At 51.6% G+C, this 20,879-nt stretch carries 18 protein-coding genes; 16 read left to right on the forward strand and 2 right to left on the reverse strand.

Going from position 1 to position 20,879, the window contains the following annotated elements:
• Positions 1-19 precede the first annotated feature (19 nt).
• Genes CGC65_RS04745 through CGC65_RS04755 form a run of 3 tightly spaced genes read left to right on the forward strand, consistent with a single transcriptional unit; the run spans position 20 to position 3,138 of the window.
• Positions 20-556 carry a TRAP transporter small permease gene (locus tag CGC65_RS04745; protein ID WP_002568068.1) on the forward strand — a complete coding sequence of 179 codons (537 nt, stop codon included), beginning with the start codon at positions 20-22 and terminating at the stop codon, positions 554-556.
• Positions 556-1,839, forward strand: coding sequence for a TRAP transporter large permease (locus CGC65_RS04750; protein ID WP_002568067.1), 1,284 nt, complete (start codon positions 556-558; stop codon positions 1,837-1,839). The genes CGC65_RS04745 and CGC65_RS04750 overlap by 1 nt, the downstream gene beginning before the upstream one ends.
• 24 nt (positions 1,840-1,863) lie before the next feature.
• The gene (locus tag CGC65_RS04755) at positions 1,864-3,138 is read left to right on the forward strand and encodes an ester cyclase (protein WP_002568066.1); all 1,275 of its coding nucleotides are present in this window, start codon (positions 1,864-1,866) and stop codon (positions 3,136-3,138) included.
• Between the two features lie 104 nt (positions 3,139-3,242).
• Here CGC65_RS04755 and CGC65_RS04760 read toward each other — a convergent pair whose 3' ends face one another.
• The gene (locus CGC65_RS04760; protein WP_039897072.1) at positions 3,243-3,512 is read right to left on the reverse strand and encodes a hypothetical protein; all 270 of its coding nucleotides are present in this window, start codon (positions 3,510-3,512) and stop codon (positions 3,243-3,245) included.
• Positions 3,513-3,789: 277 nt separating this feature from the next.
• On the opposite strand from CGC65_RS04760, the gene deoC reads away from it, so the two are divergent.
• From deoC to CGC65_RS04790, 6 genes are all read left to right on the forward strand, one after another.
• A complete protein-coding gene (gene deoC, locus CGC65_RS04765) occupies positions 3,790-4,455 on the forward strand; it encodes a deoxyribose-phosphate aldolase (protein WP_002568064.1) in 666 nt (221 codons plus the stop codon).
• 47 nt (positions 4,456-4,502) lie between these two features.
• On the forward strand, positions 4,503-5,618 hold the full coding sequence (locus CGC65_RS04770; protein ID WP_002568063.1) for an ABC transporter substrate-binding protein: 1,116 nt from the start codon (positions 4,503-4,505) through the stop codon (positions 5,616-5,618).
• A 91-nt stretch (positions 5,619-5,709) separates the two neighbouring features.
• A complete protein-coding gene (locus CGC65_RS04775; RefSeq protein WP_002568062.1) occupies positions 5,710-6,831 on the forward strand; it encodes an ABC transporter ATP-binding protein in 1,122 nt (373 codons plus the stop codon).
• The gene (locus CGC65_RS04780) at positions 6,821-8,473 is read left to right on the forward strand and encodes an ABC transporter permease (RefSeq protein ID WP_002568061.1); all 1,653 of its coding nucleotides are present in this window, start codon (positions 6,821-6,823) and stop codon (positions 8,471-8,473) included. Before CGC65_RS04775 ends, CGC65_RS04780 begins: the two co-directional genes overlap by 11 nt.
• 74 nt (positions 8,474-8,547) lie before the next feature.
• The gene (locus CGC65_RS04785; protein WP_002568060.1) at positions 8,548-10,245 is read left to right on the forward strand and encodes a sensor histidine kinase; all 1,698 of its coding nucleotides are present in this window, start codon (positions 8,548-8,550) and stop codon (positions 10,243-10,245) included.
• 48 nt (positions 10,246-10,293) lie between these two features.
• On the forward strand, positions 10,294-11,115 hold the full coding sequence (locus CGC65_RS04790; RefSeq protein ID WP_002568059.1) for a response regulator transcription factor: 822 nt from the start codon (positions 10,294-10,296) through the stop codon (positions 11,113-11,115).
• A gap of 41 nt (positions 11,116-11,156) precedes the next feature.
• Here CGC65_RS04790 and CGC65_RS04795 read toward each other — a convergent pair whose 3' ends face one another.
• Positions 11,157-12,488: a M23 family metallopeptidase gene (locus CGC65_RS04795; RefSeq protein WP_002568058.1), complete on the reverse strand. Its 1,332-nt coding sequence runs from the start codon at positions 12,486-12,488 to the stop codon at positions 11,157-11,159.
• Positions 12,489-12,808: 320 nt separating this feature from the next.
• Here CGC65_RS04795 and CGC65_RS04800 point away from each other — a divergent pair, with 320 nt between their 5' ends.
• From CGC65_RS04800 to CGC65_RS04830, 7 genes are all read left to right on the forward strand, one after another.
• Positions 12,809-13,819: a LacI family DNA-binding transcriptional regulator gene (locus CGC65_RS04800; RefSeq protein WP_002568057.1), complete on the forward strand. Its 1,011-nt coding sequence runs from the start codon at positions 12,809-12,811 to the stop codon at positions 13,817-13,819.
• 74 nt (positions 13,820-13,893) lie between these two features.
• The gene (locus CGC65_RS04805; RefSeq protein ID WP_002568056.1) at positions 13,894-15,759 is read left to right on the forward strand and encodes an ABC transporter permease; all 1,866 of its coding nucleotides are present in this window, start codon (positions 13,894-13,896) and stop codon (positions 15,757-15,759) included.
• Positions 15,760-15,777: 18 nt separating this feature from the next.
• Positions 15,778-16,932, forward strand: a complete 1,155-nt coding sequence (locus CGC65_RS04810; RefSeq protein ID WP_002568055.1) for an ABC transporter ATP-binding protein — start codon at positions 15,778-15,780, stop codon at positions 16,930-16,932.
• Between the two features lie 16 nt (positions 16,933-16,948).
• The gene (locus CGC65_RS04815; RefSeq protein WP_002568054.1) at positions 16,949-18,286 is read left to right on the forward strand and encodes an ABC transporter substrate-binding protein; all 1,338 of its coding nucleotides are present in this window, start codon (positions 16,949-16,951) and stop codon (positions 18,284-18,286) included.
• Between the two features lie 33 nt (positions 18,287-18,319).
• The gene (locus tag CGC65_RS04820) at positions 18,320-19,162 is read left to right on the forward strand and encodes an HAD family hydrolase (protein WP_002568053.1); all 843 of its coding nucleotides are present in this window, start codon (positions 18,320-18,322) and stop codon (positions 19,160-19,162) included.
• A gap of 260 nt (positions 19,163-19,422) precedes the next feature.
• Positions 19,423-19,584 (forward strand): hypothetical protein, encoded by a 162-nt coding sequence (locus tag CGC65_RS30870; RefSeq protein ID WP_007036567.1) that lies wholly within the window; start codon positions 19,423-19,425, stop codon positions 19,582-19,584.
• Between the two features lie 40 nt (positions 19,585-19,624).
• Positions 19,625-20,809, forward strand: coding sequence for an iron-containing alcohol dehydrogenase (locus CGC65_RS04830; RefSeq protein ID WP_002568052.1), 1,185 nt, complete (start codon positions 19,625-19,627; stop codon positions 20,807-20,809).
• Positions 20,810-20,879: the final 70 nt, after the last annotated feature.

Consider the following 20,879-nt stretch of genomic DNA (forward strand, 5'->3'; position numbering starts at 1 on the left):
TTTATAAGGACGGAAGGATGTGAAAAAGAGCGTGAAAAAAGTGATTCAATGGGTGGACGACAAGCTGGAAGTTTTTATAGGCGCTGTGTTCCTGGCCCTTATGGTTGTTTTTACAACACTTCAGATAGTGGGGCGGTACCTGTTTTCAACTCCGTTTCCATGGACAGAAGAGATGACCAGGTACATGTTTGTATGGATGGTGTTCATCTCCATAGGGTATGCGGTAAAGACAGGGGAACATATAAGGATAACATTTGTGCGTTCCTTACTCAGGCCGGGCCTGAGACTGTATCTGGATATTTTATGTAATATCTTATGTTTTGGTTTTTCCGTTATCTGTATGATTGAAGGATATAAATTGTTGAGTATCATCCGCCAGGGAGGGCAGACCGCCGTGTCCCTGCCCATACCAATGTGGCTCCTTTATCTTGTTATGCCCCTGGGATTTCTACTGGTGTGTCTAAGGCTGGTCCAGTGTACGGTAAAGATTGCGGGACAGATCCGCCAGGGGGGAATTGAGGCGGACAAAATTGAGGAAGAAAAGGGGGGAGCGTGATGTCAGTTGCTGTTTTGTTTGTTCTGTTCCTGGGACTGGCTTTCTTGGGAGTACCCATTGGCTTTGCCATAGGCATTGGGGTATTGGGCTCTGTTTTTACAAGCGATATCATATCCCTGTCCTATTTTGTGCGCGCCATGGCCAACAGTGTTGATTCCTTTACACTGACAGCGGTTCCCTTTTTTGTGCTGGCCGGACAGATTATGTCAGAGGCAGGAATCTCAGAAGGTTTGTTTAAAGCCGCTAATGTATGGGTGGGCAGGCTGAAGGGCGGAATCATGATGGTAACGGTTCTGGCCTGCATGGCCTTTGGCGCAATCTCCGGTTCCGCCTATGCCACCATAGCTGCCATTGGCCTGATTGCCCTGCCGGAGCTGCGAAAGCAGGGGCTGAGCCAGGGAGCGGCGGCGGCACTCATTGCCACGGCAGGCTGCTGCGGCCAGATGATTCCTCCCAGCATGGGACTGGTTGTATTCGGGAGCCTGAACAATGTGTCTATCTCCAAGCTGTTTACGGCAGAGATTCTGCCGGGATTATTCATTGGCTGCTGTTTCCTGGTATATTGCCATATTTACGGCAAAAAGCATAATATCTGTTCAGGAAACGACCCCATTCCTTTGCGCCGGAAACTGAGGACCATGTGGGAGGCGAAATTCAGCCTGATTATGCCGGTCATCATTTTAGGGGGTATCTATTCCGGGATTTTTACGCCTACAGAGGCAGCTGTGGTATCGGTGGTTTACGGCCTGATTTACGGCCTGTTAAAGAGGAACAGCGGACTTGAGGCCAGAATGCTGCCCCAGATGTTTTATAAAACTGTGATTACTACGTGTACAATACTGTTTATCCTGGGCGTGTCCTCTGGATTCGGTAAAATACTGACGCTGGAGGAAATACCCACAAAATTGGCTGCATTAATATTGGGAAGCGTTTCGTCAAAGATTGTGGCCCTTATAATATTAAACGCATTGGTATTGTTCCTTGGAACGTTCTTGGACGGTATTGCCATTAATGTCATACTGAGTTCCATTTTACTGGGGATTGCAACACAGTATGGGATTGATCCTATCCATTTTGGGGTCATGTTTATATTTAATTCCACACTGGGAATCATAACTCCTCCTGTGGGAGGCAACCTGTTTGTGGCGGCCCAGATATCCAAAGCGCCATTTGAGGAGATAGTAAAGGAAATCTGGCCATGGATACTGACCATGGGAATTGGACTGATATTTGTAATATTCATACCGCAGATGTCTACCTGGCTGCCTGGCCTGATGAAATAACAGAGAGATAGGAGAGAACGATATATGAGTGAGGTAAAGAACACAAAGAATCAGGCTGCACAAGCAGAAGATATCCTGAGGGAGCCTTCAGGGGCGCAAAAGGAGTCCGGTACCGGCGGTAAAAAAGAGGATTGCGACAGGAACATCCGCTACAGGGGGAATGTATACCAGGAAACCCTGGGACAGCTGTCAGTGCCGTTGAAGGATGATATTACAGTGATGTGGAAGGACGGCAAGGCAAGGGAGCAGGAAGTGCCCATGCCTGGATTTGGAAAATGGCGCGACCCTGCGGATTTTATCATCCGCCATACCTATGACATATGGGATGATAAGGGGATGGGGAAGATATATGACCATTATAAGCATAATGCCCTGGTACATACATCGGATGGTGTGACATACGGCCGGGATCAGGTCATCGCAAACTCTGTGATGAAGCTGGCCGGATATCCGGATATCAAGGATTATATTGACGATGTTATCTGGGCATCTGATGGAAACGGAGGCTTCCATACTTCCATGAGGTGGACCTGGATTGGCCACAATACGGGACACACCATCTATGGTCCGCCTACCGGCAGGAAGGTAGTGGTATGGGGAGTGGCTAACTGCTATGTAAAAGGCGACCGTGTTGTGGAGGAGTGGGTGGTATATAACGAAATCAGCCTAATCAGGCAATTGGGGTACGACCCCATGAAAGTATTGGAGGCCACAGCCAATAAGGGAGGTAGCGCCAAGGCAGACACTGGCACATGGGGAGAGATTGAACGGCTGAACGGCGAGTTTGCTCCGGACAGATTCGGAGATAATAACGGGCGGTACAGCGATATAGAGTATTTTATCAGAAAAAGCTATCATGAGATTTATAACAGAAGAATGTTCAATCAGTTTAAGGATAATTATGCCCCTGATTACAGATACCATGGACCTTCAGACAGGGAATTGGTGGGCAGAGGCGATTTCCTGCAGGACCAGCTGAATCTGTTCCAGGCCTTCCCCAATCTGGCCATGCAGGTGGAGGATGTATACTATCTCTATGATGAAAAGCGGGACGAATACCGGTGCGCCACCAGATGGAATATAATCGGCACCCATGAGGGCTTTGGCATCTATGGGCCTGCCACAGGAGCCCACGTGGTCATTTCCGGTATATCGCAGCATATTATAAAAGACGGTATGTTCCGGGAAGAGTGGAGTATTTATGATGAATTCGCACTGATGCGGAAGCTTGCGCAAAAGCGCATGGCCATGAAGGATAATACGGACGGGGCTGGGAACGATGATGGCTTAAAGGCATAGCGGACTGGAAGCCGGCCGGCTATAGATATGGATGGAAGTAAACAGGGGAAGGACGTGATTTGTACGAGTCACGTCCTTCCCCTGATACGTTATGGATTCCTTGGTTACCGGGATAAATTTTTCCTGTATTCATCAATCACATACTTGGCCCTGTCTGCATATTCCAGGGGCGTATAAATATAGTACTGTATTTCCAGCTCAGGCCGTTCACCTACCCTGCCGATGAGTGCGCCGGTCCGCCTGTTCCGGGTACCTGTATTGACAACCTTTACTTCGCAGGGAATCTGTCCGGCCTTCAGGGCCTGATGTACGGTGGTGTATAATCCCAGGTCGTTGGCCATAAACACTTCTGCCTTTTTCTTTCTTCCGAACATAGATGCCTCCATTTCTGCCAGTGGGAGAGGGCTGTCTGGGTCTTTCAGACGCTTCCTGGCTGTAATTTAATCAGGTTCTGTCTATATCTTATCACATTTCAGTGTAAATTCCATCAGATAATATCCAATGGATAGTTCATAGCATGAATTATCTACAATATATAGAAAAATATAAAATGAGTTCAGAATATTGGATAATTTGCCAGGATTTCGGATGGTTCAGGCGGCAATGAGACGATATAATGGGATTACAAACAAAGAGGACAGGGGGATGGGTATGACAAAGGAAGAGATTCTGGTCCATGTGGACCATACGCTGTTAAAGGCAGTCTCAGCTTGGGACGAGATACAGACACTCTGTGAGGAAGCCATTGAAAACCATACGGCTTCGGTCTGTATCCCTCCAAGCTATGTTAAACGGGTATCAAAAGCCTATGGGGACAAGCTGAATGTATGCACGGTCATCGGATTTCCGCTGGGATATAATACCACGGAGACAAAGGTTTACGAAACCCAGAAGGCTCTGGCTGACGGAGCCGGGGAAGTGGATATGGTGGTAAACTTAGGTGATGTAAAAAACGGCGAATTTCCAAAGATCACACGTGAAATCGAGGCAGTCAAAAAAGCAGCCGGAAACCATGTGGTGAAGGTAATCATCGAGACATGTTATCTCACAGAGGATGAGAAAAGGGAGCTGTGCAAATGCGTCACGGACGGAGGGGCCGATTATATCAAGACCTCCACCGGATTCGGAACAGCAGGAGCCAGGATTGAGGATGTCAGGCTGTTTAAGCGCTACATTGGTGAAGGCGTGAAAATCAAGGCAGCCGGAGGCGTTAAGACCAGGGAGGACCTGGAGCAGTTCCTGGAGGAAGGCTGTGAGCGGATTGGAACCAGCTCAGCCCTTAAGCTTCTTGGCGGCCAGGAGGCAGGAACCTATTGATTCAGTACATAAACCATTTCAACCAAGTTTAAAGGAGGATAAAGGTAATGAAAAAAAGAAGATTAATCCCGGTATTATGCGCGGCGGCAGTGGCTGTCAGCCTGGCTGGCTGTTCAGGCAGTTCAGGCTCTGCCACAGAGAAAGGCGCGGATACCCAGGCGCCCAAGGCTGAGGCCGGTGCAGAGACAGGAAAGGAAGAGGACGGCGGTGAGAAGAAGGAAGAGGCAGGTGCTTCCAAGGATGAGAAGCTCATAATCTACAGCCCCCTTACAGAGTCCATGATTGATTCCATGCTGGCCATGTTCGAGGAGGACACGGGTATTGACGCTGAGTGTCTGGCCATGGGTACCGGCGATGCGTTAAAGAGAATCCAGACAGAAGCCGACAATCCCCAGGCAGATATTCTCTGGTCAGGAACCATCGGAACCGTAAAAAACAAGAGCGAGTATTTTGCGGATTACACCACATCCAACGAGGACGCGTTCTATGATGAATACAAGAACACAGAGGGCAACCTGACACGTTTTGATACCATTCCGTCGGTTATCATGGTGAACACGGACCTGATTGGCGATATCAAGATTGAAGGATATGAGGACCTGCTGAACCCTGAATTAAAGGGCAAGATTGCCTTTGCGGACCCGGCTGCATCCTCCTCCTCCTTTGAGCATCTGGTAAACATGCTCTATGCAATGGGCGGCGGCAATCCTGACAATGGCTGGGACTATGTAAAACAGTTCTGCGCACAGCTGGACGGCAAGCTGTTAGGCGGTTCCTCCGCAGTGTATAAGGGCGTTGCGGACGGAGAGTACACCGTAGGTCTTACCTTTGAGCAGGGTTCCGCTCAGTATGTGGGCGCAGGCGCGCCTGTCAAGACCGTTTATATGAGTGAAGGCGTTATCTTCCGCGGCGACGGCGTATACATCATCAAGGGCTGCCCCAATGAATCAAATGCCCAGAAGTTCGTGGACTGGCTCACCAGCAAGGATGTTCAGGAATTCATGAACAATACCCAGTACAGAAGAACCATCCGCAAGGATGTGGAGGCGGGAGACGCCATGGTTCCAATGGACCAGATTAAGGTTATCCAGGACGATGAGACAGACACCGCGGCACACAAGTCTGAGTGGCTGGATGAGTTTAAGGAGCTGTTTACAGAGTAAACCAATCCAAAGAGCAGATGAAGGTACATACATCGGGGGCGTGGCTTAATATGTCAGCCCCCTTCATTTTAGAGGAATTGAGGGGAAACGTATGAGTGTTTCAATTGGAATCGACAATGTAGTAAAAAAATATGGGGATACGACCATCATACCGGACTTGTCCGCCTTTATAAAAAATGGGGAATTCTTTACCCTGCTGGGGCCCTCCGGGTGCGGCAAGACCACTCTGCTGCGCATGATTGCCGGGTTTAACAGCATCGAGGGGGGAACCATCAAATTTGACGACAAGGTCATCAACGATATTCCGGCCCAGAAACGGAACATCGGCATGGTGTTCCAGAGCTATGCCATCTTCCCCCACCTGACGGTACGCCAGAACGTGGAATACGGCCTGAAAATCCGCAAGGTGCCGAAGGAGCACATGAAGGAGCGGGTGGATGAAATTCTTAAGGTGGTAAAAATCGACGAATACCAGGACCGCCTGCCGGAGCGCCTGTCCGGCGGCCAGCAGCAGAGAGTGGCCCTGGCCAGGGCCATTGTCATCCATCCCCAGGTGCTTCTCATGGATGAGCCGCTGTCCAATCTGGACGCCAAGCTGCGTATTGAGATGCGCAGCGCCATCCGTGATGTGCAGAAGCAGGTGGGTATTACCACGGTTTACGTAACCCATGATCAGGAGGAAGCCCTTGCCATATCAGACAGGATTGCGGTCATGAAGCTGGGGATTATCCAGCAGATTGGAAGCCCCCAGGACATCTATGCAAGGCCCTACAATGCATTTGTATCCACCTTTATCGGCCATTCCAATCTCTTTTTCGGAACCATAAGAAAGCAGGGGAGCGTGCCGTCCGTTGTGTTTGAGGGCGGATACCATGTGGAGATGGCAAACCTTGTGGACACGGTGACAGAGGGCCAGAAGGTCGTGGTATCGGTCCGCCCTGAGGAATTCTCGCTGAATCCGGAAGGCATGGAATGCGAAATCATCAGCAGGACCTTCCTGGGCAAATACACCAACTATTTCCTGCGCTTCGGGGACGGCATGGTGCTGGAGGACCAGCCAAGCATTGAGTACTCCCAGGATTTAGGCCATGTGGACCGCATATTCTCAGTGGGAGAAAAGATACGCCTTAGACCGAACCCTAATAAAATCAACGTGTTCACCCAGGACATGGAACAGAGTCTGATAAAGGATGTGAAGAGATATGACGAATAAGAAAATCAGGTGGGACTTCTGGACGATTGTGACAGTGGTCATCATTGCCCTGTTTGCCCTGTTCCTTCTCTATCCGCTCATCAGCCTTTTCTTAAGCGGTTTCAAGGACACGGAGACAGGAGTCTGGACCATTGACAACTATGCCAGGTTCTTTTCAAAGAAGTATTATAAAAGCGCACTGCTCAACTCGTTTAAGCTGACCTTCAGCGTGACCGTGGTAGCCATTATACTGGGGGTGCCTCTGGCCTATTTCATGTCGTTTTATAAGATAAAAGGAAAAGGCCTGCTGGAAATCCTGTTCATCATCTCCATGATGAGTCCCAACTTTATCGGCGCCTACTCCTGGATCCTGCTTCTGGGAAGAAGCGGAACCGTGACCCAGTTCTTAAAGGGCCTGGGAATCCACATGCCGTCTATTTACGGCTTTGGAGGAATGCTGCTGGTATTTGCCCTTAAGCTGTATCCGTTTATCTACATGTATGTATCGGGAGCCCTCAAAAAGATAGATGTGGCCCTGTCTGAGGCGGCGGAAAGCCTGGGATGCGGAGGCCTGAAAAAGGTCTTTACCGTAATCATGCCCCTGGTCACCCCTACCCTGATAGCGGCAGCCCTGCTGGTGTTCATGAACTGTATGGCAGACTTTGGCACCCCGGCCCTGATTGGCGAGGGATACCGTGTTATGCCCACCCTGGTATACTCCGAGTTCGTGGGAGAGACAGGCGGTTCCGCCAACTTTGCGGCATGTATGGCGACCATTATGGTGGTAGTCACCGCAACTGTGTTCCTGCTGCAGAAATGGTATGTGAATACCAAGTCCTTTACCATGAGCTCCATGAGGCCGATTCAGCCCAAGGAGGTCCATGGAATCAAAGGCTTTTTCATTCACCTGTTTATCTATCTGCTGGCAGCCACCTCCATCATACCCCAGTGCATGGTTGTTTACACCTCCTTCCGCGCCACCAAGATGCAGGTGTTTGTGGATGGATTTTCCCTGGAAAGCTACCGCAAGGTGTTCTCCACAGCCATCCAGTCCATCAAGAATACATATCTTTACTGCCTGGCAGCTATTGTGATTATCGTGGTCCTGGGCATGCTCATCGCGTACCTGGCAGTGAGGCGCAAGAGCTGGCTGACCAACGCCATTGACACCATTGCCATGTTCCCGTACATTGTACCGGGTTCCGTCCTTGGTATTACGTTACTGATTGCATTTAACCATCCTCCTATGATGCTGGCCGGTTCCGCCATCATTATGGTCATATCCCTGGTCATCCGGAGGCAGGCATATACGCTGCGTTCCAGCTCCGCCATTCTTTACCAGATCAGTCCTAGCATGGAGGAGGCCGCCATCAGCCTGGGCGATTCACCATCCATGTCCTTTGTGAAGGTGACGGCGAAAATGATGCTTCCGGGTGTTGCGTCCGGCGCCATATTAAGCTGGATTACCCTGATTAATGAACTGAGTTCTTCCGTCATGCTCTATACGGCCAACACAAGGACCATGTCGGTGGCCATATACAATGAGGTCATCCGGGCCAGCTACGGAACAGCCGCTGCCCTGGCAACCATCCTCACCGTTACCACCGTGGTATCCCTGCTCATCTTCTTCAAGGTGTCGGGCAATAAGGACGTGACAATGTAACTGCCGTATGATAAACTGAAAACTGCAGTAATGTGCAGTGTATTAATATTAAAAATGGTAAAAGGTGCAGGCGTATGAAGAAGCGAAAACAAACATGTTTCAGGGACGAAATCCGGAAAAGTTTGATTTTCCATGCGCTTGCACCTTGCTTTATATCGCTGGTGGTCCTGCTTCTGGTGTTTACAGCGGTGGGGTCCCAGCAGATCATCCGGAAGAGCAGGACCATGCTGGAGCACTTTTCCGGGGAGTTTGAGGGCGTTATAGACAGCTATGTGGACGAGAATAAAAGGATGGCAGGGGAGCTGGACGTGGAACAGTTTAAGGGACTGCCTTCCTATAAGACAGAGGCAGTGTCGGAGATTTACCGGTTCCTTAACGGTCAGGTTTACAGGGGTGACTATTACCTGTTTGACCGGGACAGGAATCTGGTTTTTTCCACCAACAGCCAGTCCAATGTCATACAGTACATAGGAAATTATCTGCCCTGGAACACAACGGACCAGAATGACAGCAAAAATGACTGTATCTTTATCTATGACAATACGGTGATAGACGGAAGGGCCCTTCCTGCATGGCTCATGTTCCAGACCGTGGTAAAGGACGGAAGGCTCCAGGGATACAGCGGCTTTGTGCTGAAAGCAGATGCGTTTAAGGAACGGCTGGGAAATATGGAACAGCCCGTACTGCTGATTAACAAGTTCAACCGGCTGTTCACCGACGGGGTGTCCAGGTTCCAGAACGACCGGGGCAAGCTGGTGGAGGAATTCCGCGACGGCGGCAGCATGGTGCATCTGGAGAACAGATGGTATTACACGGACAGCGTGTCCGTGCTGGATGAGGAGGCATCCGTACAGGTCATATACGACTGTACATCCTTTGTCCAGCTGTGCCTTATGTCCCTGGTGCTGGTGGGATTTCTGGCCCTGGCAGTGACCCTGGCCATCTACAGGAGCGCAGGCAAGGTGGCGGACAAAAAGACGGAAATCATTTACGATCTCATAGGCGCCCTGGATCAGGTGGAGAAGGGGGATTTGGATGTGTCCCTGGAAATTACCTCGGGTGATGAGTTTGAGCGCATCGGCCATTCCTTCAACACCATGATAGGCAGCATACGCCATCTGCTGGCCAGGCATCAGGAACTGGCAAAGGAGAACATGCTGGCCACGGTCCAGATTCTGGAATCACAGTTTAACCCGCATTTTCTCTTCAATACCCTGGAATCTATCCGGTATATGATAAAGTTCGGGCCGGGGGAGGCGGAGAAGATGCTGGTCAGCCTGTCCAGAATGCTGCGCTACAGCATCCAGAACGGCAAGGATGTGGTGACGGTGAAGGAGGAGATGGATTTCATCAGCCGGTATCTGCAGGTTATGCTCTACCGGTATGGCGACCGGTTAAGATACAGCATTGACCTGGAGGAGGGCAGCAGGAATGCGTCCATACCGAGGATGGCCCTGCAGCCCATTGTGGAGAATTCCATCAAATACGGTTTTGGTGAGGACCGTGACTGCCTGGAGATCCGTATCAGCACCAGGATACAAAATGAGGTTCTCTCCGTCATTATATCGGACGACGGAGTGGGAATCAGCACAGAGCTTCTGGAGAAGCTGAAGGCCAATCTGGACCAGGGACAGAACCAGACAGACCATATCGGCATCTACAATGTCCATAAGAGGATACGTCTGGTCTATGGAAGCGGGTATGGAGTGGGAATTGACAGTGAAATGGAAAAGGGGACAGTGGTGACGCTCCGGGTGCCCTGCGAAGAGTAAGGCACAGGGGACGGCGCACTCCCGGTGTAAGGATGGGGGGATTCTGTCATGTTATTAAAAGTAGTGATTGTGGAGGATGAGGAGATCATCAGAAAGGGTCTTACCTTCGCCTTAAACTGGCTGGACATGGGCTGTATTATTGTGGGCACGGCCAAGGATGGGGCAGAGGGGCTGGAGACCATACGGAGGGAGCAGCCGGATATTGTGCTGACCGACATAAAAATGCCTAAGATGAACGGGCTTAAGATGATAGAGACAGCCATCAAGGACCAGCAGTTTTACAGCCTGGTGCTGACCAGCTATTCGGAGTTTGAGCTGGCCCGGCAGGCCATCCATATGGGTGTCACGGACTATCTGCTAAAGCCTGTGGACGAGGATGAGCTGAAGGAGTCTCTGGACAAAATCCGTCAGCAGATAGCTTACGCCAGCAAGTATGAGAAAATCGAGAAGATATCCCAGGACAGGCTACTGACAGTCTATGATGAATGGAAGATATTTGACAGCGCAAAGAACAGCATGGATCCCTACGTAAAGAGAACCTATGAGTTCGTGAAGCAGCATTACAAGGAAAAGGTGAGCATCAACCAGGTGGCGGAAAGCCTGGGGGTCAGCACCAGCTATCTCAGCAGGAAGCTGAAGGCCGGGCTTAACACCACCTTTGTGGACCTGCTGAACCAGTACAGGATTAAGAAGGCCCTGAATATGCTGAGCCAGGGCACCATGCGGATCTATGAGATATCCGATGAGCTGGGATTCAGCGAGTATAAACATTTCTGCGGCGTATTCAAGAAATACACCAATGTGACGCCCTCGGAGTTCTTAAAGAACGGAGGTGTGGCTGTGGTGGGCGAGAAGGACAGCCGCGGGTGAGAGGGTAAGAAAAGGAGGAGGCGCCTTTTGGCGGAATGAACCTATGATTCCGCCTGGGATCCGGCCTGGGGGTCTGTCTGGGGTCCGGCCTGGGATTCTGTCTGGGGTCCGGCCTGGGATTTTGCCAGGGGCTCTGCCTGGGATTCTGCCGCAGGTCCGGCCTGGGACGGTGTGGCGGGCTGCACCGGAACCAGCGGGTCCTTGATGCCGTATAACCGTTTCCACTCCTTTGTGCCCTCCACCTTTACCGCCTCACAGCGGTTCAGATTCAGGAATTTTACCAGTTCATAACAGCTGACCCAGATTTCATTGTTGCTGTCCTTTTGGGACTCATCAAATATGAGTTCCAGGCCAAAGTGGAGATGGGGGTCGTCGATGTTGTTGGTGTTCTCGGTGCGGCTGTAACCGGTGCGCCCCAGATAGCCTATGACGTCCCCGGCCTGCACCACGCTTCCCACCTCCAGGCCTGACTGGTAGGGGTAATTCTTGCGCAGATGAGCGTAATAGTAGTACCGCTTGTGGTCAAAGCTGCGTATTCCCAGCCGCCAGCCGCCGTACTGGTTCCAGCCCAGGGCTTCCACATAGCCGGATTCCACGGCAACCACCGGAGTTCCCACCTGGCCCATCATGTCGTGGCCCAGGTGCTGGCGCTTGAAGCCATAGCTGCGGGCCACGCCAAAGTCGTCAAAATCGCTGTAGGGAAAGCCCTTGGCAATGGGAGAAAATGCCTTGAGCCCGTATTTGGTCACCCAGACCGTGGCGGGGTCTCCGGGGGCGCCTCCTGCCACTCCGGAAGGCAGATAAGCGGCCGGGGCTTCGCCTGCCGGTATCTCTGCCTCAAACTGCCCTACCATGCCATCTAATACAGCTCCGTAGGCCTGGCGGTAATAAGAGTAATATTTCATGTCTTTTGTCAGTTCTTCTATGGTGGTTTCACCATTTTTCAGTTTTTCTGCCACAGCGGTCATGTGTTCCGGCTTATATTTGGAAAAATCCCCGCCGTAACGGGTTCCCAGATAGGCCAGCAAATCCACCCAGTTCAGATGAACATCAGCCTGGCAGGTGTCCACGTCAAGGCGGAATGCCTGGTTCATGGCCTCCGAGGTGACGCCGAAGTCCACCCATTTGATATAATCCTTATTTTTAGCTTCTTTCTTATCTGTCCCTGTCTTGTCCGGGTCTGCTCCGTCTATGTTTTCCAGGGGATTCATGTATCCGGCCAGCCTGGAGGCCTGGCTCATGACTGCCTGGCCCGGGTCTGTTTTAAACAGGAAGATGCTGAGACACAGCAGGCTCAGCACCATCATTTCCCCGTAAATCACTGTCTTTGTACTGATATGTAAATGCTCCCGGAGCATTCGGAAGAATCTCATGATATAACCGCCTCCTGACACCCTTTCGGGAAATATGGGTCCTGGAGTAATCTTATGTCTGTCCGTGCTGTTTTATGCATGAATGAAGGGGGAGGGGCAATTTGTACAAAAGAAAAACTTCCTTCTTTTGGCCGTAAACGTATACGGCCGTAAAATTTACGAAAAAATGCCTAAATTATTATGCAAAATGCATAGGGGTACCTGTGCATTTTGTTGGTTCTGGAAATGGCGGGAAAACCTGGCTGATGGTATAATATTTTTAAGCGTAAACGTTTACGAAAACCATTCTTTAAAACGGAGAAATGGGGAGAAGGCCTATTATGAAACAAGTGACAATCAAAGATATTGCCAGGGAGGCAGGGGTATCCATCGCCTCTGTATCCAGGGCGTTAAACGGGATGGATGGTATCAGCGAGGAAAACCGCAGCCGGATATTACGGGTATGCGAACGGCTCTCCTACACGCCCAACGGCCTGGCCCGGAGTCTTGTGAAGCGCAGGACTCAGACCATAGGCATCATCATGCCGGATATCATGAGCCCTTTTTATTCCGAACTCATGGTGAAGGCCTCGGATGCTGCCCACAAAAGAGGGTATCAGGTATTATTATGCAACAGCTTCCGGGAGCTGAAGGCAGAGAGGGATTATCTGAAGCTTCTGGCAGAGCACCAGGTGGAGGGAATCCTGATATTTCCCATTGGTCCCAGGAGCACGGAGAGCATGGCTGAGTTTATTCATAATGTACCCATGGTAGCCCTTAACGAGCTTACGGGCCAGTGCGGGATTCCCTATGTCTGCGCCGACGAGGAGCAGGCGGGCAGAATCGCCGCCGAGTATCTCATATCCAAAGGGTGCAGGAACCTGCTGTTTGTGGGGTTCAAGCCCGAACGCCTGGCCCACCGCTACAGGGCCGCCAGTTTTCTGGAGACAGCCAGGGCAAAGCGGATTCCGGCCCAGGTATACGAGTGCAATCTGGATTTTCGGACCAGCTTTGAAAGGGGATATAACCACTTCAAGCATTTCCTTCAAAGCGGACTGGCCATGCCGGACGGAATCGTGGCTGCCAGCGATGCCACGGCCAACGGGATTGTCAAGGCATGCCGGGAAAATGGAATCCGCATACCTGAGGATTTTTCACTCATTGGGTTTGACAACATAACCGAGGAATTGCCCTACATCGAGCTTACAACGGTGGCAGTTTCCCATGAGGAACAGATGGAGACCGCCGTGGAGCTGCTGCTGGGAATGGTGGAGGAGGGCGCGCCAGTGGGGGGAAAGGCTTCTGTGAAGCTGGAACCGAGGCTGGTGGAGCGCCGTTCCTGCAAGGGATAGACAAGGGATAAACAAGGGATAAAATGAAGGGCTGACAGAAGAGAGTATGCAGGCAACAGAAAGGAGCAGGCAGTATGCAGACAGATACAAAGGCCGGAACAAAAGGCGGCGTCCGGGAATTTTCCAGGAAACGCCGTCTTATGAATCAGGCAGGAAGCATTGTAAAGAATCCATACAATATCATGGTGGTGATTTCCGTGATATTCATGGTTTATCTGATTCTGATTCCTCTGGGACAGATGATTATACAGACGCTTACCCTGGCAGGCGCAGACGCGGCCAGGGTGGACGGGGGAAGGGAGGGGATGTTTACCCCCTATTACTGGAAACGGGTTCTGACCAGCAGCATTTCCCAGAAAATGCTGTGGACTCCCCTTAAGAATTCCTTATTGATATCCGTGTGCACGGCTGCGTTTGGAATTACCCTGGGCTCACTGCTGGCATGGCTCATGGTCCGCAGCGACCTGCCATATAAGAAATTCTTTTCCCTGGCCCTCATCATTCCCTATATGATACCATCCTGGTGCAAGTCCATGGCATGGCTGACCATATTCAAGAATGAACGCGTGGGCGGCGCCCAGGGCCTTCTGGGATTTTTGGGGATTCAGACACCGGACTGGCTGGCCTACGGGCCGTTTGCCATTATCGTGGTGTTAGTCATCCACTATTATGCCTATGCCTACCTGCTGGTGTCCTCGGCCCTCAGCTCCATCAACTCGGAGCTGGAAGAGATGGGGGAAATCCTGGGAGCCAGCAAGGCCAGGATACTTACAAAGATTACATTCCCGCTGGTGATGCCGGCTATTCTGTCCGCGGTTATCATGACCTTTTCAAAGGCAATGGGCACCTTCGGCGTTCCGTCGGTTTTAGGGCTTAAAATCGGATACTACACCGTATCCACCACCATGTACAACTCCATACAGAACGGGCAGAACCGGGTGGCGTTTGCCATATCTCTGATTCTCATAGCCATTGCCTCCTTCAGCGTGTTCTTAAACCAGAAGGCCATTGGTTCCAGAAAATCCTTCAGTACCATAGGAGGAAAGGGCAGCAGGAGCAATCCCATACGCCTGGGCAAATGGAGGCCGGTTATCGTGGGGATTCTCATTGCCTTCATCGCAGTGGCCGTTGTGTTTCCGGTGGTCATTCTGCTGTACCAGTCCTTTATGCTGGAGCCGGGCAACTACAGCCTCAGCAATTTCACCCTTCATTACTGGACCGGAGGTTCCGTGCCCACCATTGACCAGGGCGAGCCGGGTATATTTAAGAATCCGCAGTTCATGAAATATGTGGTCAACACCATCAAGCTGGTGGTGCTTACCTCCCTGTTTGCAACCGTGTTCGGACAGCTGATTGGCTATATCAATTCCAGGGGACGCAAGCTGTTCTCAGGAAAACTGGTGGAGCAGCTTGTATTTATACCTTACCTGATTCCATCCATTGCCTTTGGCGCCATGTACCTGGCTCTCTTTGCAACGGCTAAGAAAATAGAAATGTTCGGCTACCGCATCACCCTGGTACCGTCCCTGTACGGCTCCTTTGCCCTGCTGGTGCTTATCGCTGTGGTGAAGAACATGCCCTTTGCCTCCAGGGCAGGAACATCCAATATGCTCCAGATCAGTACGGAGTTAGAGGAAGCCGCCCAGGTGGAAAACGCGGGATTCCTGCGCAGGTTCTTTAAGATTGTGTTCCCTCTGTCAAAGGGCGGTATGATAAGCGGATTCATGCTGGTGTTTATCAGCATCATGAAGGAACTGGACCTGATAGTTATACTCATGACGCCCAGCCAGCAGACGCTGCCCTATATGGCGTACGCCTATTCGGCGGAAAATCTGATTCAGCTGTCCAGTGCAGTGACCATCGTTATGTTTGTGCTGGTATTCTTCGTCTACTGGTTTGCCAATACCTTTACGGACGCGGACATCACCAAGGGCTTTTAATGCGGGAGGATATGAAAGATGAGCAGAATTGAATTAAGAGGAATCAATAAATATTATGGCAGGAACCATGTGTTAAAGGACATCAACCTGGTGATTGAGGACGGGGAGTTTATGACACTGCTGGGGCCGTCCGGCTGCGGAAAGACAACCACCCTGCGCGTGGTGGCAGGCCTGGAGAAGCCCCAGGAAGGGTATATGTATATGGGGAACAGGGAGATTGTCAATGCGCCTGAAAAGTTTTATGAGGAACCGGGAAAACGCCATCTTAACCTGGTATTCCAGTCGTATGCCCTTTGGCCCCATATGACGGTATTTGACAATGTGGCCTTTGGCCTGGAAGTGGCAAAGGTGCCCAAGGAGGAGATACGAAGGAAGGTGGAAAATGCCTTAAAACGCATGAGGATTGAGGCGTTCATTGACCGGTATCCGTCGGAACTGTCAGGCGGACAGCAGCAGCGCGTGGCCATAGCCAGGGCCATTGTGTCGGAGCCGGAGGTGCTGCTTTTGGACGAGCCGCTGTCCAATCTGGACGCCAAGCTGAGAATCGAGATGAGAAGTGAAATTAAACGGCTCCATCAGGAGTTAGGCACCACCATTATCTATGTGACCCATGACCAGACGGAGGCCCTGACCATGTCTACCAAAATAGCCATTTTCTTTGAGGGTGTGCTGGAGCAGGTGGCGCCGCCCATGGAGCTGTACCAGAATCCTGCCTCCCTGCGTGTGGCTGACTTTATCGGCAATCCAAAGGTGAATTTCCTTCCGGGAAAGGCCAGGGTGGCGGGAGATACCATGACCGTGGAATCCGTTTTGGGAACCGCGTCTTATGACAGGAAGTCCTTTACCGGGGAAGCCCCGGGTGACGGAAGCTTTGAGGCAGTGGTCGGGGTGAGACCGGAGTTGGTGGAGATACTGGACGGACCCGCAGAGGGGAGCATAGAGGCGGAAGTATACTCTGTGATGCCGGCCGGTTCAGAGACAACCATTTACCTGGAGGTGGGCGGGGAACGAATCCTGTCCAAGCAGAACGGACTTAAGCAGTACAGTCCGGATCAAAAGGTGTGGCTGCGGATTAATCCGGATAAGATGAACGTGTTTTGCAAGGACAGCGGCAGGCTGGCAAAGCTGGCTGTCATGGACGCACAGCAGGACCAACAAAATTCAAATAAATGATAAAGGAGAAGAAATCATGAGGAGAAGAGGAAAACGTTTATTGGCACTGGCTTTGGCAGGCGTGATGGCTGCATCTGCGCTTACGGGCTGCGAAAAGATTGAGGACACAAAGGCTGCATCCGGGAACACAACAGCTGCCAAGGTAGCAGATGAGGGCAAGGCCGGGGAGCAGCCGGGAGCAGGAGAGACGCAGAAGGAGGCGGCTGGAGACAAGGCAGGGGAGAATGCGGCAGGGGAAAATGCAGCAGGAGGAAATGCAGCGTCTGCCCCGGAGGAGCAGTGGGCCGTGGACGCGGGACTGTATGAGGATGAATCCTCAGATGAACTGTATAAGAAGGCACTGGACGAGGAGGGCGGGAAGGTAGTCATTTATTCCATTTCCAGCCGTATGGCTAAGGTAAAGGCCAGCTTTGAGGAGGATTATCCCGGCATGACCCTGGAGGTATATGACATCAATGCCAATGACATGTCCACCAAACTGAGCACAGAGTACAACTCGGGTATACGCACAGCTGACGTAATCCATTCCAAGGAACAGACAGGGGATTACATGATTAATTTCTTTAACAAGGGAATCCTGCACAATTACCAGCCTGAATCCATTTACAAGAATGTGAACCAGGAATATTTAAAAGATATGACGCCTTTGTACTTTGAGACTGACTGGTGGTTCTACAATACCGGCATCTATACGGAAACCCCCATCTCCAACTGGTGGGATGTGACAAAGCCGGAATGGAAGGGAAGCTTCGTGCTCCAGAACCCAATCGGCACAGTGAGCTACATGGCCCTGTTCACCACTATGGTGGAGCATGCGGACGAGATGGCGGAAGCCTATAAGGCGTGCTACGGCGAGGATATTGTACTGGCGGACGACGAGCCCACGGCAGCCCATGCCTGGATGAAGCGGGTGCTGGAAAATGATCCGGTCATCTTTGACTCAAACAACGAGGTCATCCAGTCTGTGGGAGAGGGCAAGGAGTCAAAGCTCATTGGCTACACACCGTCCTCCAAGTACCGGGAGCGGGCTGACAAGGGGTGGAATATCGAATCTGAGCCCCTTAAGATGGAGCCTGTTTCCGGCGTGGCCTTCATGAACTTTGTGGCAGTGGTAAACGAGGCGCCTCATCCAAACGGAGCCAAGCTGCTGATTCGCTATCTGTTAGGCGGCGAAGATGGAAACGGAAATGGTATCAAACCATTCAACACCATCGGAGGATGGCCGGTACGCCCGGAGACAACCCCGGCAGAAGGCAATATCCCCTTGGAGGATATGAAGCTTTGGATGATTAATTATGACTTCGTCTATAAAAATCTGCAGGATGTACAGGATTACTGGTACCAGTTCCGGTAATATGCAGTGGCGTAAAGGAGAGGAGAGCTTCGGATGCCGGACATATTAGAGGGATACAGGAAGCAAAAGGAATATCTGATCTGCGTCGATTCAGACGGCTGTGCCATGGATACCATGGACTCAAAACATATAACCTGTTTCGGGCCCTGTCTGATTCCGGTCTGGGGGCTTTCACAATGGGAGCAGAAGATACGCAGGCGCTGGGATGAGATCAATCTTTACACCATGACCAGGGGAATCAACCGCTTTAAGGGCCTGGCCATGATTCTGGCAGAAATTGACCGGACATATAAAGCAGTGCCGGATGTGGATGCCTTTGTCCGATGGACAGGGGAAGCGCCGGAGTTGTCAAACCAGGCAGTAAAGGCCCAGTGGGAACGGACCGGAAAGGAGATATTCCGACAGGCACTGGAATGGTCTGAGGAAGTAAACCGGAAAATCGGGGCCATGCCGGAAGAAGCCAAATGCGCCTTTGACGGTGTGCGTGAGGCCCTTAAGGCGGCCCATGAGACAGCGGACGTGGCAGTGGTATCCTCTGCCAACAAAAAAGCGGTGGAGGAAGAATGGCAGAGACAGGGCCTGATGGAATATGTGGACGTGGTCCTGTCCCAGGACTCCGGGTCAAAGTCCGCCTGTATCAATGCTCTTCTGAAAAAGGGGTATTGCCCGGACCATGTGCTCATGGTGGGGGATGCGCCTGGGGACTGTGAAGCAGCGGCGGACAACGGGGTATATTACTATCCCATCCTGGTAAAGCATGAGGAGATGTCCTGGCGCCGGTTCCCGGCCGAGGCGCTAAAAAGGCTGGTCATGGGGGAATACGGAGGGGCCTGGCAGGAACAGATGGTGAGAACATTTCGCGATAATCTGTCCTGATGCCGGTATTTACATCTCCGGCTCTCCATCAGCAGCATGGTACATCTCCGGCTCTCCATCAGCAACATGGCATCACAAGTACCAGGCTGATGGAATCAGAGCATTTCCCCGGCAGGCTTTGCCTTGCAGTGAAGAATGGATTTTCAGGCCGCAGCGATGCTTCGTCTGCGGCCTTTTTTTGCGATCCGGGGAATGCGCGGCGTATTAATTTCCTGTTGGATTGTATGGGGTGTGCCTGGTTTTAATGGGGGGCGGGTGGGGTGAAACAGGCATTCCCTTCCTTTCATGGGGCTCTGGCAGGAGTCTGGTATTTCAGGCGGGGAGGAGAGTGGGGAAATGGGAAAGCGGGTATAAGGACAAACTGGCGCAGGGCTGAACAGGCAGCAGATTTAAGTGGAAAAAGCGCCCTGATTTATGTATAATGGAGACAGCGGTGAAAGCGGCATGAAGGAGGATTACATAATGGAAAATTTTGAGTTTTTTACACCAACCAGGATGATATTTGGAAAGAATACCCATCAGCAGGTAGGAAAGATTGTCAAGGAATACGGATTTAAGAAGGTGCTGGTGCATTTCGGCGGGTCCAGCGCTAAGAAGTCCGGACTTCTGGACGCAGTTACAGGCTCTCTTGAGACAGAGGGAATACAGTATGTGACGCTGGGGGGCGTACAGGCCAATCCCACTCTGTCTAAGGCCAAGGAGGGCATCGAACTGTGCCTGAAGGAGGGCGTGGATCTGGTGCTGGCTGTTGGAGGAGGCAGCGTGATTGACTCATCCAAGTGTATAGCAGACGGCGCAGGGAACCCGGATGTGGATGTATGGACCTATTTCCGCCAGGAGGCTGTGCCTGCCAGGGCATTGCCGGTGGGCGTCATTCTTACGCTTTCTGCCTCGGGCAGTGAAATGAGCGCGTCCTGTGTCATTACAAATGAGGAAAATGGATTTAAGCGGGGCTTTAACAGCGTGACCCACCGCCCGCTGTTTTCCATCTGCAACCCGGAGCTGACCTGCACGGTAAGCAAATACCAGACAGCCTGCGGAACAGTGGATATCATGATGCATACCCTGGAGCGGTATTTCAGCAAGACCAGGGATACGGAACTGACGGACCGCATAGCCGAGGCATTGTTAAAATCCACGGTGGAGGCAGGAAGGATTGCCGATAAAGATCCGGATAACTATGAAGCCAGAGCCGCTCTTATGTGGGGAGGAAGCCTTTCCCACAACGGGTTGACAGGGGCTGGAAGGGAGTTCTTCATGCAGGTCCACCAGCTGGAGCATGAGCTTTCCGGCATGTACCCATCCATTGCCCACGGAGCAGGTCTGGCAGCCCTGTGGCCATCCTGGGCCAGGTTTGTGTGCCCCAGTGATGTGAACCGCTTCGCACGTTATGCGGTCCAGGTGTGGAACATAGACATGGATTTTGACTGCCCTATGAACACGGCCCTGGCAGGAATCCGGGCCACAGAAGATTTCTATAAGAGCCTGGGTATGCCCTCTTCCTTAAAAGAACTGGGTGTGGAGGAAGAACGCCTGGAAGAAATGGCTGTCAAGTGCACCAACATGGGAAAGCGTACCCTGCCGGGCATCCGGGAACTGGGCAAGGAAGAGATGATGGAAATTTACAGGATGGCTTTGGGAGAGTAGCGGGTACAGGAGAATCGCGGATTCAGGAGAATCGCGGGTATGGAGATACCAGCCGCAGATGGATAATGGC

Origin of the sequence: Enterocloster bolteae (genome assembly GCF_002234575.2) — a bacterium.
Classification (GTDB): domain Bacteria; phylum Bacillota; class Clostridia; order Lachnospirales; family Lachnospiraceae; genus Enterocloster; species Enterocloster bolteae.

What these genes read in the sequence shown, in the direction of transcription:
- CGC65_RS04750 (WP_002568067.1), top strand. Translation starts at nt 556, where the DNA reads ATGTCAGTTGCTGTTTTGTTTGTTCTGTTCCTGGGACTGGCTTTCTTG.
- CGC65_RS04755 (WP_002568066.1), top strand. Translation starts at nt 1,864, where the DNA reads ATGAGTGAGGTAAAGAACACAAAGAATCAGGCTGCACAAGCAGAAGAT.
- CGC65_RS04760 (WP_039897072.1), bottom strand. Translation starts at nt 3,512, where the DNA reads ATGTTCGGAAGAAAGAAAAAGGCAGAAGTGTTTATGGCCAACGACCTG.
- deoC (WP_002568064.1), top strand. Translation starts at nt 3,790, where the DNA reads ATGACAAAGGAAGAGATTCTGGTCCATGTGGACCATACGCTGTTAAAG.
- CGC65_RS04770 (WP_002568063.1), top strand. Translation starts at nt 4,503, where the DNA reads ATGAAAAAAAGAAGATTAATCCCGGTATTATGCGCGGCGGCAGTGGCT.
- CGC65_RS04775 (WP_002568062.1), top strand. Translation starts at nt 5,710, where the DNA reads ATGAGTGTTTCAATTGGAATCGACAATGTAGTAAAAAAATATGGGGAT.
- CGC65_RS04780 (WP_002568061.1), top strand. Translation starts at nt 6,821, where the DNA reads ATGACGAATAAGAAAATCAGGTGGGACTTCTGGACGATTGTGACAGTG.
- CGC65_RS04785 (WP_002568060.1), top strand. Translation starts at nt 8,548, where the DNA reads ATGAAGAAGCGAAAACAAACATGTTTCAGGGACGAAATCCGGAAAAGT.
- CGC65_RS04790 (WP_002568059.1), top strand. Translation starts at nt 10,294, where the DNA reads ATGTTATTAAAAGTAGTGATTGTGGAGGATGAGGAGATCATCAGAAAG.
- CGC65_RS04795 (WP_002568058.1), bottom strand. Translation starts at nt 12,488, where the DNA reads ATGAGATTCTTCCGAATGCTCCGGGAGCATTTACATATCAGTACAAAG.
- CGC65_RS04800 (WP_002568057.1), top strand. Translation starts at nt 12,809, where the DNA reads ATGAAACAAGTGACAATCAAAGATATTGCCAGGGAGGCAGGGGTATCC.
- CGC65_RS04805 (WP_002568056.1), top strand. Translation starts at nt 13,894, where the DNA reads ATGCAGACAGATACAAAGGCCGGAACAAAAGGCGGCGTCCGGGAATTT.
- CGC65_RS04810 (WP_002568055.1), top strand. Translation starts at nt 15,778, where the DNA reads ATGAGCAGAATTGAATTAAGAGGAATCAATAAATATTATGGCAGGAAC.
- CGC65_RS04815 (WP_002568054.1), top strand. Translation starts at nt 16,949, where the DNA reads ATGAGGAGAAGAGGAAAACGTTTATTGGCACTGGCTTTGGCAGGCGTG.
- CGC65_RS04820 (WP_002568053.1), top strand. Translation starts at nt 18,320, where the DNA reads ATGCCGGACATATTAGAGGGATACAGGAAGCAAAAGGAATATCTGATC.
- CGC65_RS04830 (WP_002568052.1), top strand. Translation starts at nt 19,625, where the DNA reads ATGGAAAATTTTGAGTTTTTTACACCAACCAGGATGATATTTGGAAAG.